This is a genomic window from Dactylosporangium maewongense, from assembly GCF_039531485.1.
Taxonomy (GTDB): domain Bacteria; phylum Actinomycetota; class Actinomycetes; order Mycobacteriales; family Micromonosporaceae; genus Dactylosporangium; species Dactylosporangium maewongense.
Genome location: NZ_BAAAQD010000041.1, coordinates 1 through 16843, shown reverse-complemented (window position 1 = coordinate 16843; position 16843 = coordinate 1). Strand labels below are relative to the sequence as shown.

Genomic DNA, 16843 nt, shown 5'->3' with positions numbered 1-16843 from the left:
GCGCCGCAACGGCAGCCGTGGCGGGCACACCGATGCCCATGGCAGCGACGACGTGCGTGACCAACGGGGCTGCGCTGTTCGTCAAGATCCCGGTCGACGGCACATGAGCAGCACCCGCACGACCGTGAGGCCCGTGCGGGCGACGTCCACCGGGGTGATGTCGGCGAACCACGCGTCCCGGTGCTGTTCGCGCAACCACCGCTCGGCGGCGGGGAGCAGGGCACCGGTGTCGAGCACCGGGTGTGGCCGGCCGGTGCCGGCGAGTTGCCGCGGGCCGAGCAGCGACAGCAACGCCTGCGTCGCGGCCGCCGCCAGGTCGTCACCCCAACCCACGGCCGGCGCCGACCGTGGGACCCGCGCCACCACGACGGGGATGGCCGCGCCGGCCGGCACGGACAGCCGGACGGGCAACCCGGCCCGCGCGGCGGTGCGCACCAGCAGTTCCAGGATGTCCGGCCGGCTCGCGCCCGCATACAGCGCCGCCGGCTCGACGGGACGGCCGGGCCCGGCTCGGGCCGCATCGCCCGCGAGGACGTGGCACAACCCGGCGGTCACCGCATCCGCGAGGCCGGCGCCCACCCCGACGCCCGCCCTGGACTGACCCGCGGGTGAGGATGCCGGGTCGCCGGTGAACGGCCTCCGGGCCGGTGCCCACCGCAGCGGCAGGTCGGGGAGGACCGCCTCGGCGTAGTGGGCCACCGCCGCCCGGACAGCGGCGTCCCGGGCCGCATCCACTGTGGACGGATGGTAGGCGACGAAGGTCTGTGCAGGGTACGCCAGACGGACGGCACCGACCCGCAGCGGCAGTTGCGTCGCCGCGTCGTCGGTGAACCCGGCCAGGACCCCGACGTGCGATGCGACGAGATCCGCCGCCGTCGCGGCGGCCGCGCCACGGGGATGGGCGCAGCCGGGGTGCGGCAGCAGCCGCTCCCGGTGGGTCTCGCAGGTGGCGAGGTCGAGGACCAGGACCGCCGGGAAGGGCCGGCGGCCGCCCCTGACGGCCGCCAGGACCTCGGCGGCGAGCAGCGTCCCTGCGATCGCGGCACGGGCGCCGTCCGGCGCGGCCGGGGCCACGGTGCCAGGGTCACGGTTCGCGAGCAACCGCAGCCGCGTACAGCTCGGGCAGGGCCCGCCATCTTCCCCGGTGGTGGCGCCGATGACCACGACGTCGGCGCCGACGAGTGCCGCGACCGTCACCTCGCCGGGCGCCTCGTGCGGGCCCCCGATCGGCTCGACCGTGACGATCGCCGTGTACCCGTGGCCGGCGGCTTGCCCCGATACGAACCTGAGCGTGGCCGGGTGACCCGTTGCGGCTTCGGCATCGAGGGCGGCGCGGTCGCGGCCGGACAGGTCGGCCGCGATGTCGATCGCCGGCATCCCCGAGCGCAGCAACGTGCGAGCGGCCGCGGCCACCATGGGTGCCGCCGCGGGCCACCGGCTCCTCAGCAGCACCCGGTGGCGGCGCGGGTCCTCAGCCGGCGAGGCGCGGTTGTCCTGCGCCACGTCTCGGGCACAGTCGTGGCGCAGCAGCAGGGCGGCGAGTTGCACCAGTGTGCGCTGCTCGTCGGTGGGAAGGCCGGCGCAGAGCCCACGGACCGTCGACGTCCCGTTGAGCCGGGGGGCGATGCGCTCGAGCGTGGCCGCTGCCTGCCCCCGGACGAGAAACGCGGTTTCCCCGCGCCGTATCAGCATGCCATCGGCTGTCCGGGTGAGCCGGACGTCAGCGCGCAGGCGCAGGCGGTCCTCGGGCGTCACCGTCATGACAGAGGGTGCGGCACGTGGTGCGGGCCCTCCGACGGGGGCGCGGCGGCGTGCCGCAATGCGGTGCTGATCCGGGTGAGCCCTGGTGCGCGTTGCCGGGGGCCGAAGTCGAGCGGCACCAGCCCCGGGGCGATGACCCGCGCCGAACGCAGGCCCAGCCGCCGCTGCTCCACTGTGGTCAGGTCCACGACGATGACGTCCGAGCCGGTCTCCATGACCGCACCGGCACAGGCTTGCAGGTCTTCGAGCAGGTCCATGTCGGACGGTCGGGGCCATGGGCGCGGCGCCCCGGGGACTTCGTGCCGGTCGCCGAGCAGGAACCCGGCGTACGCCATCGCCGCGGGGTCGGCGAAGAGCGCGGCGTGGTCGGCGGCGGACTCGACGAGGCCGTGGTCGCGCCGCATGGCGTCGATCCGGCCGCGCTGGGCGAGGGCGCGTTCGCGGACGGCCGGCACGAGCGCGGCGAGTTCACCGACGGCGCCGGCGACGGCCGAATCCGGGTCGAGACCGGCTGCGGCGGCGAAGCACAGCGCCGGTGCCGCACCGCCGGTGGCGACCGCGACCGCCGTGACCACCGGTGCCGGCAGGTCGATCCTGGTGTCGAAGAGGCGTACCTGGTGTCCGCCTGCGGCGAGGCGGTCGATCAGTGCGCCGACGGCCGGATCCGTGACCGTGCCGGGCGCGAGTTCGGGCAGGTGCGCCCGGCCGTACCACGCGATCAGGAACGCGTCTCGTTCGATGAGCTCCAGCAGGCCGTGCAGGGCTGCCTCCTCGAGGCACGTGCCGATGGCGCAGCCGTTCGACGTCTCCCGGGGACCCGCGAGGAAGTACGCCATCCGCTCAGGCACGAGGACCGGCGCATCGTGGCGCAGCGAGTGTCCCGGTACCCACCGGATCGGTGACCGCGGGTCGAACGACGGCCAGTCGCCCGGAACGGCACGTGCGGCGACGCGTTCGAACGTGTCGACGACGACCGGGGCGGTGCCGGTGTGCCATGCGGCCGCGGTGCGTTCCAGGCCCTCCAGGAGCGCGGCGGTGCGGCTACGGCCGTAGCTGCGGGCGTGCCCGCTCCACATCACCGGGATGACCCGGTTCGCTCCGCTGCCGGAGCCGGCCAGGGTGCCGCCGACCACCACGGGGACGATCGGTGCGTCGGTGAGGGCGACGGCGGCTGGGCCGAGGGCCCCGCACACCGGGTTGACCAGTGCCCGCTCCGGCAGGTGGACGGCGTCGAGATCGCGGAGGCGGGACGCCGACATGGACGGTTTCGGCCGTGGTACGAACCGGATCGGGTCGGCGGGAGCGGGGGTGCCGCAGGCCGGGCAGGACGGGTCGGGCAGCAGTTCGTGGCGCTGGATGTCGAGGGTCTCCCAGGCCAGCCGGAACACCGTGCCGGCGGCGACGACCGCGTGGAGGTGGCGGATCAGTTCCAGGACGGCGGGGGTGAGGTGCGGCCAGGGCCCGGGTGTCCAGCTCGCGGCGTCGGCGGCCAGGCGCAGCGGGGCCGGTTGGAGGCGCTCCCGGCGCAGCGCGAGGCAGGTGTCGCAGGAGCCGATCAGGACCGCGTCGTCGGTCAGGTGCACCGTCGCCGCCGGGTCGGTGCCGAGCACGCCGACCACGGCCTGCGGCACGTACGACTGGATCGCGGCGACAGCCGTCACCAGTCCATCCATGACGCGCATTCTCACCGGCGACGATCTGGGGGAACCACTAGATCCAGCCAGCGTGACGGCCGAACCGGGCGGTGATCCCCCACCGTGGGCATAGGTCGCCCGGGCACGGGCCGACCACCGCTGAGGAGGTAACAGATGCAGTCAACGGAAGGCCTGACCGACTCCCGGCCCGAGCTGCGGTTCGAGCTCGACGAGGTGCCGATGGACATCTTCGACCTGGCCGAACAGGGCCTGACGGTCGAATCACTCACCGCAGGGCACGGGCTGGGCGAATTCGGCGCCTCGTCGGTGTTCTCCTGCTCGTCCTCGTCCTGATCCAATGACACGACCGCAGGCCCTGACCACACGGACGGTCGCCGGCTACGCTGTCGAGCAGCCGGTGGTGGTCCGGGTGGCGGGCCTGCCGGTCGATGTCCTGTCCGCGATGCGGTTCACCCGTACGGTCGCTGCCGTCGACGCACTCCTCGACGCGCAGGACCGGGCCCGGCGCACGGCACAGGTGCTGTCCGAGGCGCTGTACCCACTCGTCGGTGACCCGGCCAACGCCGCCCTGAAGACCCGGCTCGTCGCCCTGCGGCGGGCCATCCACCAGGACCGGCGACTGCCGGAGCACGTGTGGAACGCGGAGATCCGCGGTGCCCTGCCCGTACCCATGGTCTGCCGGATCGACGCGTGGCACGCGGAACGGGCCGCCCGCATCGGCGCGGAAGCCGACCTTGAGCCGCTCCTCGGCGTCGAGGCCGACACGGTCGCCGCCCGAATCCGGGACGCGGCCGGCCGCCCGGAGTTCCGCCGGGCGTTGGCCCAGGCGAGTCCTGACCTGTCGGCCGCGTTGGAGCGCTGGCTGCGGGACGGTCACCGGCCCCGCGCCCGGACGATCGGCGGGTTGGTCGCGTTCCTCGGCCGGGCCGCCGCGAAGACCAGCCCATACAGCTCGTTCGCCCGGATCGGCCTGGCCCACGTCGACGACACCGGGCCGTCGGCGCCGGCCGGCGCCCACCCGGTGCCGGCGTCGTCGGTGCTGGAGTTCGACCGGGTGCTCGTCGCGCGGCTGGTCCGCGCCGTGTCGACCCGTCCCGACCTGGCGGCGACGCTGGTGCTGCGGGTCAACCCCAGCCTGCACCGGGCCGGCGAGACGCTGCGCTTCCTCGGTACGGGCGAAACGATCGTCACCATGGCCGCCGCGCCCGCCGTGCTGGCCTGTCTCGACGTCGTCCGCCACCGGCAGGCCACCACCGCCGACGTCGTGCGGCACCTCGCGGCCACCGGTGCGGCGGCCGCGAAGGTCGGCGTCTTCGTCGACCGGCTCGTCGCCGTGGGCCTGCTGGAGGCCCGTCCGCCCGTGCAGGTCGAAGGCGCGGAGCCGCTCGGCGCCCTGGCCGGCTGGCTCGAAGCGACAGGTGCCGACGTGCGGCTGCTGCGCGAACTGGACCGGCTGATGAGCGTCCCGACACGGATCGGGGACCACACCGAGCTCGCCGCGCACCGCGAACGGCTCGCCACCGCCGTCGCGCACACCGTGCGGCTCGGCCACGACCTCGCCGTGCCGGACTGGCCGGACGCCGACCGGCTCGACCGGTTCGTCTGCCACGAACACGTCGTGGAAAGCGGCGCGCCGGCCCGGCTGGACGCCCGCGCGTGGCGGCCGGTGCTGGACGACCTCGACGTCGTCCGGCGCTGGCTCGGGCTGCACGACCCGATGCTGCCGACCCGTCTCGCCCTCGCCGACCGCTGGGCGCCGTGGTTCGGATCCGCCCCCGACATCGCGTTCCTGGACCTGCACGAGCGCGTCCAGCGGGAGCTCGCCGCGCGGACCCCGCTGTCCGCGTACCTCCGCGGCGACTACACGGTCGGCGCCGCGGACCTGGCGACAAGCCGGGTCGAACGGCACGCGCGGCTGCACGCCCTGCTCACCGAGTCGATCGCGGAGCTCACCGGACCGCAGCGGGTGGACCCCGAGCTGGTGCGGCGGCTGACCGCGAGCTGGCCGGCCTGGGTGACCGCGCCGGCGTCGATCACCTGCTACGGCCAGGCCGTCCCCGGCGCCGACGGGCCACGCCTGGCGGTCAACGTCATCACCGGCGGGCATGGTCGCGGGCGTGGCCGGTGGGCGCACCTCGCCGAACGCGCGACCGGCACGCCGGTCACGGCCCCACCGGCCGCGGACCGGCCCGACGGGCCGATCGTCGCGGAACTGGCCGGCCTGTTCGGGTCGGCACTCAACCTTCATGTCGCCCTGTCGACCCACGAGATCTCCTACCCCGGCACGGAGGACACCCGCCCGCCGCGGCACCGGATCGCCCTCGGTGCGCTGCGGGTCCGCCAGGATCCGGGAACCGGGCTGCCGCAACTCTTCGACGCCGCCACCGGCCGCCAGGTGATCCCCGTCCACGCGGGCATGATGGCCGACCTCCTGCTGCCGCCCGCCGCGCGGTTGCTGCTCGCCGCGTTCGGCCCGGCATACCTCGTCCACCCGGCCTGGCCGGTGCTGTGCCCGCTCCTCGACCCGGCGACGGTCACCGCGCCCACACTCCTGCCCCGGGTCGAGGTCGGACGTGTCGTGCTGCAACGGGCCCGCTGGCTGGTGCCTGCCGCCGCGGTGCCCCGGCAACGCCCCGGCGACACCGGCGCCGGCCACCTGCAACGGCTGCTGGGCTGGCAACGCGAAACCGGCATCCCCCGCGCCTCCTACGTGCGGCTGTGGGACCCCGAGCAGGTCTGGGGCCAGCGGGCTTTCACGAAAGCCCGCAAGCCGGTGTACGTCGACCTCGCCAACTGGTACGCCGTGCAGAACCTCGACCGGCTCCTCGCGGACTGGTCCGGCCTGGTCACGTTCGAAGAGCCCCTGCCGGCACCGCAGGACGCCGCCGAGCGGGTCGCCGAGCTCATGTTCGAACTGACCGCAGTGGGGAGCACCGAGTGAGCGGACACGACTGGCTCAGCATCCACCTGTTCCAGCGCGGCGACCTGGACCCGCTGCTCATCGACCTCGTGCCCGCCCTGCTCGACGAGCTGCGCGAGGAGAAGCTCGCCGAAGACCTGTTCTTCCTGCGGTACTGGGAAGGCGGCAACCACCTGCGGCTACGCGTCCGCCCGGCGCCCGAAGCGTCGCGACGACGGCTCGCGGCGCGCCTCGGCGGCCGGTGCCGCGACCACCTGAGCGGCCGTCCGGTCACCGGCGAGGACTCCCAGGCCGCATACGCGCACCGGGCCGCGCTCGCCGCCCGGTGGGAGGGCCGCTCCGGCTACGCACGCCGGCTACGGCCGGAGAACACGGCCCACTTCGTGCCGTACCGCCGCGAAACCGAACGCTACGGCACGGGCGCGGCGATGGAGGCCGTCGAGCGACACTTCGTCGAATCCAGCCTGCTGGCGCTCCGGGTGCTGCCCAGGACGCCACCCGCCCAGCGCCTGACGGTCGCCCTCTGCGCGATCCTGACCACCTGGCTGGTCTGCCAACCGGATCCGGCGACCCTCGCGCCATTGCTGCGGATCATGCCGGACCCGGTCACCGCAACCGACGACGCGTACGCGCGGCAACATGATCGGCTCATGTCGATCACCGGCCAGGTACGGCGCGTCGTCGCCGGCACCGGCACCCTTCCGCCGGGGCACGTGCTCGGCGGCTGGGCCACCTCGGTGACCCGGCTGCGCGACGGCCTCACCGCAGAGCTGACCGCCGGCCGGTTCGCGCCGCCCGCCGGCGGCTGGGAGGGCACCGGCGCGGCCGGCGACGGCGTGCTGCCGGTCCTCGACATCTGCGCGCATCTGCTGTGCAACCGGCTCGGACTCACGGTCGGACAGGAGGCGTACGTGCGGCACATGGCGGTGCGGGCGGTGCACGAGTTGGAGGCGGCGTGACCGGGTGGCAGAGCGTGCACATCCACTACCACGACGACCCGCGCGACCTGCTGCTCGACGCCGTGCAGCCGCTCTTCGCGCAGGTCGCGCCGCACGCCGACGCCTACTTCATGCCGCACTGGCGGCAGGGCCCACACCTGCGGCTGCACGTCCGCGCACCCGGCGACGTGTTCCGTGACGTCGTCTCCCCGCTGGTCCACGATCGCATCGGCGGCTACCTGCGCGACAACCCGTCACGGACGGTCCTGGACCCGGCCACGGTGCTGGACAGCCACCGGCGCCTGGCCGAGCTGGAACAGGACCCCGGTCCGCTCCTGCCTTGGCCGGCGAACAACACCGTCCTCGATGCCCGCTATGACCGGCGGCTGCACATGCTCGGCAGCGTGGCGGCCGCCGACCTGCTCGCGGAGTTCCACCTGCGGACCACCGCCCTCGCCTTCGACGTGCTGCGGTTGCGCCGCCAGGGCCGCCAGCTCCCCGCGATCGCGTTCGACCTGCTGATCGCCACCGCCGAAGCGCTCTGCGGCGCGGACCTCAGCTGGAGCTTCGTGTCGTTCCGGTCCCACGCCGAGGCGTTCCTGTCGACCTGGCCCGAGGGCGCCGGGCTGCGCCCCGCGTGGGACGGCTACTTCACGGCGAACGCCGGACGGCTCACCGCCCGCGCCGAGGCGGTCGCCGCCGCCGTCCACGACGACGACGGCGACGCCCTCGTCCAACGCTGGGTCCGCACCGTCACACCGTTCCGCGACCGGGCCGGCGCCCTCGTCGACGCCGGCATGATCACACTGGACCCGCCACCGGAGGCGCGCGCCGAACACGCGGCGCTGAGCGCGCAGCTCGGCCGGGCCAGCGCGTTCCACGCGGAGACCGCGGACAGTCCCGAGTTCGAGGCGCACGTGCGGGACACCGTCTGGTTCGCCCAGCACCGCCTGATGCTCAACTACCTGTACCTGTTCCTCACCCGAGTGGGCCTGACCCCGTCGGAACGCTTCCTGCTCTGCCACGTGGCGGCGAACACCGCCGAACGCCTCCACGGCGTGTCCGCGGTCGACGCAGCGCGGCGCAGCCCCACCGGCGCTTCGATGGGCCGTCTCGTCCCGGGCCTGCGCCCCTCGGACGACGGTCCCGCACAGCTCTCCGAGCGCCTCGCCCTGCGCCTCGGCGTGCACGGCGTCACCCGCGACGACGGCCGGCACCACCTGGTGAGCTGGCCTCGGGCGGAGCCGCTCGGCGTCCTCGACGACGGCCAGCGGGCCGTGCTGTGGCGGCTGTCGGCGGGCGGCTGCGACCCCTCGGTGCTGGCCGAGATCGCCGCCGACCATGCCCCTTCCGCACCGGTGGACGGGCTCGTCGACCGGCTGCGCGAGCGGGGCTGGCTGGCCGTCACCGTGCTGCACGGCGGCGTCGCCCAGTACACGGTGGTCCCCAAGGGCAACTGGTGGCCCCTACCACCGGTGGAGCGGTCCGGACCGCTGACCCTGTCCCGGTTCGCGGTGATGCGCCGGGACCACAACGGTCTGCAGCTCACCTCGCCCCGCTCACCGGTCGTGGTCCGGATCCACGCGCCGCAGATCGCCGCGCTCGTCGCGGGCCCGCTCACCACGGACCTCGAAAGCCCGGCGTTGCCCGCCCGTCTCACCGCCGACCTCGCCCGGGCCGGGCTCCTCGTCGGCGCGGGGGACGCCGAGCCGTTCGACGAGGCCCACTGGAGCCCGCACGAACTGTGGTTCCACGACAGCAGCCGCCAGTCGTACGAGCGCGCCGGATCGACCCGGTTCTCCCACTTCGGCGCGACCCTGTGGGCCAAGGACCGGTTCCCGCCCCTGCCCGGCCGACCGGCGCCCATGAGCACCCGCACCGTCGCGCTGGCGCGGCCCGACCTGACCCGGCTGCACCAGACGGACCCGACGCTCACCGGTGTCCTGGAGGGGCGCCGTTCGATCCGCGCGTACGCCGAGTCGTCGCCGGTCACCATCGAAGCGATCGGCGAGCTGCTGTTCCGCTGCGCCCGGGTGCGCTCCACCGACGACAGCCAGGGATGGGACACGTCCGATCGCCCGTACCCGGCCGGTGGCGCCGTCCACGAACTGGAGCTGTACCTCGTGGTCCGCTCGGCGGCCGGGCTGGAACCCGGCATGTACCACTACGACGCCTTCGAGCACCAGCTCGAGGTGCTCGACGCCGCCGAACCGCCACGCCGGCGGCTGCTGCAGGCCGCCGCCCGCGCGATGGGCGCCGAGCGGCCGCCCCAGGTGCTGATCGTCATCGCCGCCCGCTTCGGCCGGCTGATGTGGAAGTACGAATCGATGGCCCTTGCGCTGACCCTGAAACACGTCGGCGTGCTCACTCAGACGCTGTACTCGGTCGCGACCGCGATGCGGCTGGCCCCGTGCGCCGTCGAGGCGGGCGACACCGACGCGTTCGCACAGGCCACCGGCCACGACCGCCTGTCCGAGTCGAGCGTCGGCGAGTTCTGCCTGGGCTCGGCGCCGCCCTCCGAGGAGCCACCGTGTACCTGATGATCGTCGCCTGGGACCTTGCCCGCTCCGAGCAGACCACCACGTCGCTGCGCGACTACCTGCGCGGTTACGCCGTGGACGCGTTCACCGGCCTTCCCGGCATGCTGGGCAAGTTCTGGTTCTCCAACGAGCCCCGCCAGATCTGGGGTGCCGTGTACCTGTGGACCACCCTGGCCCACGCCGACCCAGCGCGACTGCCGAGCCGGGCGGTCGAACTCATCGGCTACGAGCCCACGTCGGTCAGCGTCTTCGCGCTGGAGGCCGTGGCCGCGGGCGCGGACTGGTCCAAACTCCTCGACGGCGGCGTCGTGCACGCCTGAGGGGCTTCCGGCCGGCTCGACCGAGCGCTTCCGGCTCGGTCGAGCAGTCCCTCGCCGGGAGCGGCACCGGGCCCGTCCGGCGGATGGCGGCGATGTTGTAGCCCTCGGTTACGATGCGGGGCTCAGCTGGTGAACAGGAGATCGTCGATGGGAATTGTCGCGGGGGCACGTACGCGAATGCCGCTGGTGATTGCGGTGATCGTCGGTCTGATAGCCGTCTTGGCGACGTACGTGGTGCTCCGTCGCGACGCCGGGGAGGCGGGTGCCGACAAGCGGGCCGGCTGTGAACCCATCGAGGTCAGTTCGTCGACCGAGAAGGCCGACCTGATGATCGAGTTGGCGCGCCGGTACAACGCCTCCGACACGCTGTACGGCGGCAAGCGGTGCGCGTCGGTGACCGTGCACCGGCTCACGTCCGGCGCGGCGGCGCAGGCGCTTGTCTCCGGGTGGGATGAACAGCGCGACGGTGGGCCGCCACCACAGGTGTGGACGCCCACCGCATCGCTGTGGCTCCAGTTGGCCCGCCAGCAGGAGACCGCCGGCGGCAAGCAGGTGGTGCCGCCGGCAGGCACGCAGATGCCGTCGATCGCGCAGAGCCCGTTGGTCATCTCGATGCCGAAGCCGATGGCCGAGGCGTTCGGCTGGCCGAACCGCGAGTTCGGGTGGAGCGACGTGCTGGCGCTGGCGTCCGATCCGCAGGGGTGGGGCCGGTACGGCCACCCCGAGTGGGGGCGCTTCTCCTTCGGCAAGGACAACCCGCACCGGTCCACGTCCGGCCTGGCCGCGACGGTGGCCACGTACTACGCGGCGACCGGCCTGTCCCGTGAGCTGACGACGGCCGACCTCACCCAGCCCAATGTGATCAACTTCGTTCGCGGGGTCGAAGCCGGCGTCCTGCACTACACCGACGATGCGGTGAAGTTCCTCGCCAACTTGGCCGAAGCCGACGCCAAGGGCGCCGCGATGTCGTACGTGAGCGCCGTCGTGCATCAGGAGCAGCTCACCTTCCTGTACAACAAAGGCAACACCACCGGCGACCCGAAGGTGACAGGCAAGGCGCCCACGGTGCCGCTCGTGCCGATGGTGCCGCGGGACGGCACGCTGATGCTCGACCACCCATACGTGGTGCTGCCCTCGGCCAGTGACGCGCAACGGGAAGCGGCCGCGGACTTCCTCGCGTTCCTGCAGCGGCCGGCCCAGCAGGCGGCGTTCGCGGCGATGGGCTTCCGCGACCACCAGGGCAACGCCGGCCCCGAACTGACGCAGACCCTGCAGATCCCGGCCGGGCAGAAGCTCAGCCTGATCCAGTCACCCGTCGGAGAGGTCCTGGACAAGATCCTCGCCGGCTGGGACGACCTGCGGAAGAAGGCGAGGGTGCTGCTCGTCCTCGACGTCTCGGGCTCGATGAAGGAGAAGGCTGCCGGTGACGTCAGCAAGCTGGAAGCCGCGAAGAACGCGGCAATCGCGAGCCTCGACCTGCTGCATCCCGACGACGAGGTGGCACTGTGGACATTCACGGGGCAGCGACCGAACGGTGCGCAGCCCTACACCGAGCGGCTGCCGATGTCGCGCGTCGGTGACGCGAAGCAGCAACTCACCGGCATCATCCGGGCGCTGAGCGCCGATGGCGGCACGGCCCTCTACCACACGACCCGGGCCGCCGACCTGTACATGCGGGAACGGCTGGACGCCGACCGCATCAACGCAGTCGTGCTGCTCACCGATGGGCGCAACGAGTATCCGGCCGACAACGACCGGGCGAAGCTGCTCCACGACCTGGACGGGTCACCCCTGGAGAACTCGGTTCGCATCTTCGGTATCGCCTTCGGCGAGGAGGCCGACCTGGACACGCTCGAACAGATCGCGAAAGTGTCGCGGGCAGCCGCCTACGACGCTCGCGACCCAGCCAGCGTCGACAAGATCTTCAGCTCGGTGCTGAGCAACTTCTAGTGGCGACGTCTGACAACCGGGTCTTCAGCGGTCGAACACGATACCGAGAGCCACCCGCACCACGTGCACGATCACGGCGACCACGACTCCCGCAGTCAGCACGGCCGTCGTGCCCGCACCGGCGAGGCCGCCGGCCGTGCCGCTCAGGGCACCGAGCAGCACGGCCGCTGCCACGCTCCACGGATCGGTGAGGTGGCGGCGGACCGATCGCCCCCGCCCCGGTTCGACGGCCTCGTCGACGCGCGACGCGCGGCCTGCCGTCGGCGAGGCCGGCGACAGCTGCGTGACCCGCTGCGGCGAGCCCTGCGGCACGGGTGCCGGGCCGGCGGCCGTTCCACGCGGCTGCGCAACGGTCTCCTCTGACCCGGCATCGGCGGGCAGCCTCATCGTGACGCCGGTCGGCGTGCGCTCCTCGCACGCGTCGAGCAGGATCAGTGAACCCTCCGCCACCACGAGCTCGGGCTGCTCCAGAACCGTCGGTGGCATCCCGAACGCGCGGTGCAGCAGCGTCGCGACGAGTGGGACACGGCTCGACCCGCCGACGAGGAAGATGCCACCGACGTCTGACAGCCCGATGCCCGCGCTGCGCACCGCGGCGCGGGTAACCGCGACCGTCCGCGCGATGACCGGCTCGGCGAGCTGCTCGAACTCGTCCCGGCTCACCGGAACGGTCTCGTCCAGGACCGGCAGGTGCACCAGCGTCTGCGAACGCCGGCTCAACGACTCCTTGGCCAGCCGGACGTCTTCCCACAGCTGCCGCTGGGCGCGGCGGTCGGCGGCGGTGGCCGGTTGCCGCAACCGGTCCCAAGCGTCCCGGGCCCGATGCGCGACCAGCCGGCCCAGGTGCTCCACCAAGGCGGCGTCCAGGTCCAGGCCGCCCACCTCGGGAAGCCCTTCACTGGCCAGCACCGTCAGCGCTCCTCCTGGGCCGCGGCGCACCACACTGGCGTCGAACGTGCCTGCCCCGAAGTCGTACACCACCGCGCACTGACCCGCGCCGACCCGGCCGACCTGGCCGAGGAAGTAGGCGGCGGCAGCGATCGGCTCCGCCACGAGCATCGGGTCCGGCAGGCCGGCACGGACGGCCGCCTCGGTCAACCGGCTCAACCGCGACGTGCCCCAGATCTCCGGATGCGTGACCACGACACGATCCGGGAGCCGGCCGACGACCTGCCGCGCCTCCGACGCCACGCGTCCCAGCACGGCGGCGACCAGGTCGACCACGTCGATCTCGTGGCCGCCGAGCAGGACGATCCCGTCTGCCATCCGCCGCTTCGGGTTGGGCTCGTACCGATCCGGCTGCACCCGCGCCGACCGCACGGCTTCGGCACCGGACAGCACGTCGCCGGGGCCTTCCAGGAGCACCGCAGACGGCAGCAACGGTGACCCGTCGAAGAGCAGGGAACGTGCTTCACCGCCGCCGCGACGCACCATGGCCACGGTGTTGAAGGTGCCGAAGTCAATCCCGAGCAGCACGCCGTGAGCCATCGTTGCAGCGTACGCGGCTCCCGCATTCAGTCCCGCCTTGATCGGTGTGTGGGTGCGTCCTCGCAGGTCAGGGGGCCTGTGCAAGGCGGGCCAAACATCGGTGCGAACAACGTCGAAACGGCTGGTCCGCAGGATCGGTGGCGAGGAGGGCCGGGTTTCCGTGGGGGCCCTCCGGACCGGTTCAGTGCATCGGAGGGAGGATCGAGCGTGCTGAGACAGGGCAGAGCCAGGGCCAAGGTGCTGAGGATGCTCACGGCGGCGGTTGTCATGCCGCTGGTGGTGGTGCTGGGTTGGGGAGCCGCCGCGTACGCGGGGACGAACCGAACGGCGGGCTCGCGGGGCGAGGGGGTCCGGGCCATCTTCTACCACGACGGCGAGCACTTCTTCGTGTGCGACGACTCGACAGACGGGCTCCAGGTCTACGGCGAGTACATCTGGAACGACGTGAACTACCAGAAGTACAACGCGCTGGGGGGTGGGACGTGCTACGACCACAACCTGGACTTCCCGGAGAACCGCACCTTCATGTTCCGGGCGTGCCTCGACTACCCGGTGCTGCCACCGCCCGCGCCAGGCCTGCCTGGTGACTGGTGCACGCCATGGGTGGCGGCGATCACCTGATGAGCACCAGGAGCATGCGCAGTCGGCTGGCCCGCATCAGCCTGGTGGCGGGCGCGGCGGGGGCGCTCCTCGCCGGGGTGGCGACGCCCGCCCACGCCGGGGACAACAACACCGGTCGCAACGTGCTGGAGTACGTCGACGTGCTCGGCATGGCCGCCGGTTCGGGCAGCTTCCAGCACATCGGGGACAGCTTCACGGTCTGCAAGTCCGACCGCTGGGACGTCTACATCGAGTTCGAGTACATCAGGATCAACGGCACCCTGCAGCGGGGGACGCACAAGGTCACCGGGCCGGCGCCGTCGTGCGCGACGTACCTGCACGACTTCGGTGAGGAGCGCTTCATCGACATGCGCGTCTGCGCGGACGTCGACAACTTCTGGGACCCGTGTTCACCCTGGAGGCAAGGAATCGTATGAGCATCATCCGGAAATCCGTCGTCGTCCTTGCGATGGCCGGGGCGCTGGCAGCCGTCCTGGCCACCCCGGCGCATGCCGCGATCGGGCCAGACCAGCCCGGCGACTCCTACCAGTCCGAGCTCGCTCAGCAGTCGTTCACCAGGTTCTTCCCGTACGGCGAGCACCTCGAGAACTGCCAGCTCGGCGGGGACACCTCGTACGTGGAGTTCCAATACACCGACGCGGCCACCAACCGGACGGTCCAGTCGAAGTTGTGGAACCCGGGGCCGGAAGGCAACTGCATCCGCTGGAAGCACCTGGATGCGAAGGAGGACACCGCGTTCTACTTCAAGTCCTGCGTGCGGTACTGGACCGGCGCACAGCACTGCGCGCCTCCGGTGAAGGGCATCAGCTGAGCAAGGGACCCGGCCACCTCGGGGCGGCCGGGTCCCGACCGCGGTCCCGCAAAGATTTCGATGCATCGGTACTGTCTGCGCGGTGGACTACAGGGTGCTGGGACTCGTCGGCGCATGGCTCGACGGCCGGCCTGTCCCGGTCAGTGGCACCAAACCCCGAACCGTCCTCGCGGCCCTCGTCCTCGCCGCCAACGAGCCGGTCTCCGCGGACCGGCTCATCGACGTGACCTGGGGCCCGCGTTCTCCGGCCTCCGCCCAGCGGATCCTCCACCAGTACATCTCCAAACTGCGAGGCCTCCTACCACCGGGGTCGATCGAGCGGCACCCGGTCGGCTACGTGCTGCGAGCGGCCGAGGACGACGTCGACGTGCTGCGCTTCGAGCGGCTGGCCCGGGAAGGCCGGGAGGCCCTGCGCACCGGCGACGCGGCCGCCGCCGAGGGGCTGCTCACCGAGGCGTTGGCGCAGTGGCAGGGGCCGGTCCTCGGCGGGGTCACCGACGAGCTCGTCGTCGCCGCCCGGCCGGCGCTGGACCAGCGGCACGCCGCGGCCCTCGCCGACAGGGTCGACGCCGGGCTCGCCACCGGCCGGCACCATGAGCTGCTGCCGGAGATCGGTCGGCTGGTGGCACAGACCCCGCTCGACGAGCGCCTCCGCGGGCAGCTGATTCTGGCGCTGTACCGGGCGGACCGCCGCGCCGACGCCCTCGCCGCATACACGCAGGCCAGCCGCCTGCTGCGCACCGAGCTGGGCATCGACCCGGGACCGGCCCTGCGCCGGCTGCATCAGCGGATCCTGACCGACGACCCGACGCTGGCCACGGCCGGTGCCCCACAGCAGCGGTCCGAGCACCGCAAAGCGGTCAAGCAGGAGCCGCCGACCCCGCGCCAGCTGCCGGTGGTCGGCCTGCACTTCGTGGGTCGGGGCACCGAGCTGGCCCAGCTGGACGACTGGCTGGCCGCCGACACCGACGGCCCCGCCACCGTCGTCATCTCCGGGATGGCCGGCAGCGGCAAGACCAGCCTCGCCGTGTGGTGGGGACGGCGGGCCGCCGGGCAGTTCCCCGACGGGCAGCTGTACCTCAACCTCCGCGGATTCGGGGCGGAGCCCGAGGCCGGCCCGGCTGAGGCGCTCGGGCACCTGCTCACCGGCCTCGGTGTGCCGCACGGCCAGATCCCGGCCGACGTGCCGCAGGCCGCCTCGCTGTTCCGTTCGGTCACCGCGGACCGGCGGCTGCTCATGGTGCTCGACAACGCGCGCTCCGCCGAGCAGGTGCGCCCGCTGCTGCCCGGCGGCGCCGGGGTCAAGGTCCTCGTCACCAGCCGGGAGCGGCTGCTGAGCCTGGCCGCGGTGGAGGGCGCGCGGAGCCTGCCGGTGGCCGCGCTCGCCGAACCCGACGCGGTCGTCCTGGTGACCCGGATGGTCGGCGCCGAGCGGGCGGTCGCGGAGCCGGCCGCGGTCACCGAGCTGGTCCGGCACTGTGGTGGGCTGCCGCTGGCGCTGCGGATCGCCGCGGTCGACCTGCCGGTGGGGGTGGCGCACCCGATCGCGGAGCGCGCCGGACAGCTCGCCGGCGACGCCCGCCTGCCGGCCCTGCGGACCCGCGACGACGCCGACAGCGCGGTCACCGCCGCGTTCCGGCACTCCTACAGCCGGCTCGGCCCGGCCACCCAGCAGGTGTTCCGGCTGCTCGGCCTGCTGCCGGCGGCCGAGTTCGACGGCGAGGTCGGCGCCGCCGCCAGTCGCCTGCCGGCGGCGGAGGTGGCGCCCCTGCTGGTCCGGCTGACCGACGCGAACCTGCTCAGCACCGTGCGCCCGGGCCGGTACGCGATGCACGACCT

The 16843-nt window shown here is 73.2% G+C and carries 13 protein-coding genes; 10 read left to right on the top strand and 3 right to left on the bottom strand.

The window, feature by feature from the left end; genetic code table 11:
* Positions 1-81: 81 nt before the first annotated feature.
* Both ABD332_RS53715 and ABD332_RS53710 read right to left on the bottom strand, forming a co-directional pair.
* On the bottom strand, positions 82-1692 hold the full coding sequence (locus ABD332_RS53715) for a hypothetical protein (protein WP_344513796.1): 1611 nt from the start codon (positions 1690-1692) through the stop codon (positions 82-84).
* Between the two features lie 65 nt (positions 1693-1757).
* Positions 1758-3434 (bottom strand): TOMM precursor leader peptide-binding protein, encoded by a 1677-nt coding sequence (locus ABD332_RS53710; RefSeq protein WP_344513794.1) that lies wholly within the window; start codon positions 3432-3434, stop codon positions 1758-1760.
* A gap of 135 nt (positions 3435-3569) precedes the next feature.
* Here ABD332_RS53710 and ABD332_RS53705 point away from each other — a divergent pair, with 135 nt between their 5' ends.
* The 6 genes from ABD332_RS53705 to ABD332_RS53680 all read left to right on the top strand — a co-directional run bounded on the left by ABD332_RS53705 (position 3570) and on the right by ABD332_RS53680 (position 12084).
* Positions 3570-3749 carry a thiomuracin/GE37468 family thiazolyl RiPP peptide gene (locus tag ABD332_RS53705; protein WP_344513792.1) on the top strand — a complete coding sequence of 60 codons (180 nt, stop codon included), beginning with the start codon at positions 3570-3572 and terminating at the stop codon, positions 3747-3749.
* A 4-nt stretch (positions 3750-3753) separates the two neighbouring features.
* Positions 3754-6357, top strand: coding sequence for a lantibiotic dehydratase (locus ABD332_RS53700; RefSeq protein WP_344513790.1), 2604 nt, complete (start codon positions 3754-3756; stop codon positions 6355-6357).
* Complete coding sequence (locus tag ABD332_RS53695) at positions 6354-7295, top strand: lantibiotic dehydratase C-terminal domain-containing protein (RefSeq protein WP_344513789.1); 942 nt, start codon at positions 6354-6356, stop codon at positions 7293-7295. Before ABD332_RS53700 ends, ABD332_RS53695 begins: the two co-directional genes overlap by 4 nt.
* Positions 7292-9814 carry a thiopeptide maturation pyridine synthase gene (locus ABD332_RS53690; RefSeq protein ID WP_344513787.1) on the top strand — a complete coding sequence of 841 codons (2523 nt, stop codon included), beginning with the start codon at positions 7292-7294 and terminating at the stop codon, positions 9812-9814. The genes ABD332_RS53695 and ABD332_RS53690 overlap by 4 nt, the downstream gene beginning before the upstream one ends.
* Complete coding sequence (locus ABD332_RS53685; protein ID WP_344513785.1) at positions 9805-10134, top strand: hypothetical protein; 330 nt, start codon at positions 9805-9807, stop codon at positions 10132-10134. The genes ABD332_RS53690 and ABD332_RS53685 overlap by 10 nt, the downstream gene beginning before the upstream one ends.
* Positions 10135-10353: 219 nt before the next feature.
* On the top strand, positions 10354-12084 hold the full coding sequence (locus ABD332_RS53680; protein WP_344513783.1) for a vWA domain-containing protein: 1731 nt from the start codon (positions 10354-10356) through the stop codon (positions 12082-12084).
* A 24-nt stretch (positions 12085-12108) separates the two neighbouring features.
* Here ABD332_RS53680 and ABD332_RS53675 read toward each other — a convergent pair whose 3' ends face one another.
* Complete coding sequence (locus ABD332_RS53675; protein WP_344513781.1) at positions 12109-13572, bottom strand: Hsp70 family protein; 1464 nt, start codon at positions 13570-13572, stop codon at positions 12109-12111.
* Positions 13573-13818: 246 nt separating this feature from the next.
* Between ABD332_RS53675 and ABD332_RS53670 the strand changes: the two genes are divergently transcribed.
* From ABD332_RS53670 to ABD332_RS53655, 4 genes are all read left to right on the top strand, one after another.
* Complete coding sequence (locus ABD332_RS53670; RefSeq protein WP_344513779.1) at positions 13819-14193, top strand: hypothetical protein; 375 nt, start codon at positions 13819-13821, stop codon at positions 14191-14193.
* A complete protein-coding gene (locus tag ABD332_RS53665) occupies positions 14193-14609 on the top strand; it encodes a hypothetical protein (RefSeq protein ID WP_344513778.1) in 417 nt (138 codons plus the stop codon). The genes ABD332_RS53670 and ABD332_RS53665 overlap by 1 nt, the downstream gene beginning before the upstream one ends.
* The gene (locus ABD332_RS53660) at positions 14606-15004 is read left to right on the top strand and encodes a hypothetical protein (RefSeq protein ID WP_344513776.1); all 399 of its coding nucleotides are present in this window, start codon (positions 14606-14608) and stop codon (positions 15002-15004) included. Before ABD332_RS53665 ends, ABD332_RS53660 begins: the two co-directional genes overlap by 4 nt.
* A gap of 82 nt (positions 15005-15086) precedes the next feature.
* The coding region (locus tag ABD332_RS53655; protein ID WP_344513774.1) for an AfsR/SARP family transcriptional regulator at positions 15087-16843 on the top strand (1757 nt) is incomplete at its 3' end.

Bases quoted from the DNA above. Each gene is read 5' to 3' on its own strand.
- ABD332_RS53660 (WP_344513776.1), top strand. From the start codon at position 14,606: ATGAGCATCATCCGGAAATCCGTCGTCGTCCTTGCGATGGCCGGGGCG.
- ABD332_RS53705 (WP_344513792.1), top strand. From the start codon at position 3,570: ATGCAGTCAACGGAAGGCCTGACCGACTCCCGGCCCGAGCTGCGGTTC.
- ABD332_RS53675 (WP_344513781.1), bottom strand. From the start codon at position 13,572: ATGGCTCACGGCGTGCTGCTCGGGATTGACTTCGGCACCTTCAACACC.
- ABD332_RS53700 (WP_344513790.1), top strand. From the start codon at position 3,754: ATGACACGACCGCAGGCCCTGACCACACGGACGGTCGCCGGCTACGCT.
- ABD332_RS53715 (WP_344513796.1), bottom strand. From the start codon at position 1,692: ATGCTGATACGGCGCGGGGAAACCGCGTTTCTCGTCCGGGGGCAGGCA.
- ABD332_RS53710 (WP_344513794.1), bottom strand. From the start codon at position 3,434: ATGGATGGACTGGTGACGGCTGTCGCCGCGATCCAGTCGTACGTGCCG.
- ABD332_RS53665 (WP_344513778.1), top strand. From the start codon at position 14,193: ATGAGCACCAGGAGCATGCGCAGTCGGCTGGCCCGCATCAGCCTGGTG.
- ABD332_RS53670 (WP_344513779.1), top strand. From the start codon at position 13,819: ATGCTCACGGCGGCGGTTGTCATGCCGCTGGTGGTGGTGCTGGGTTGG.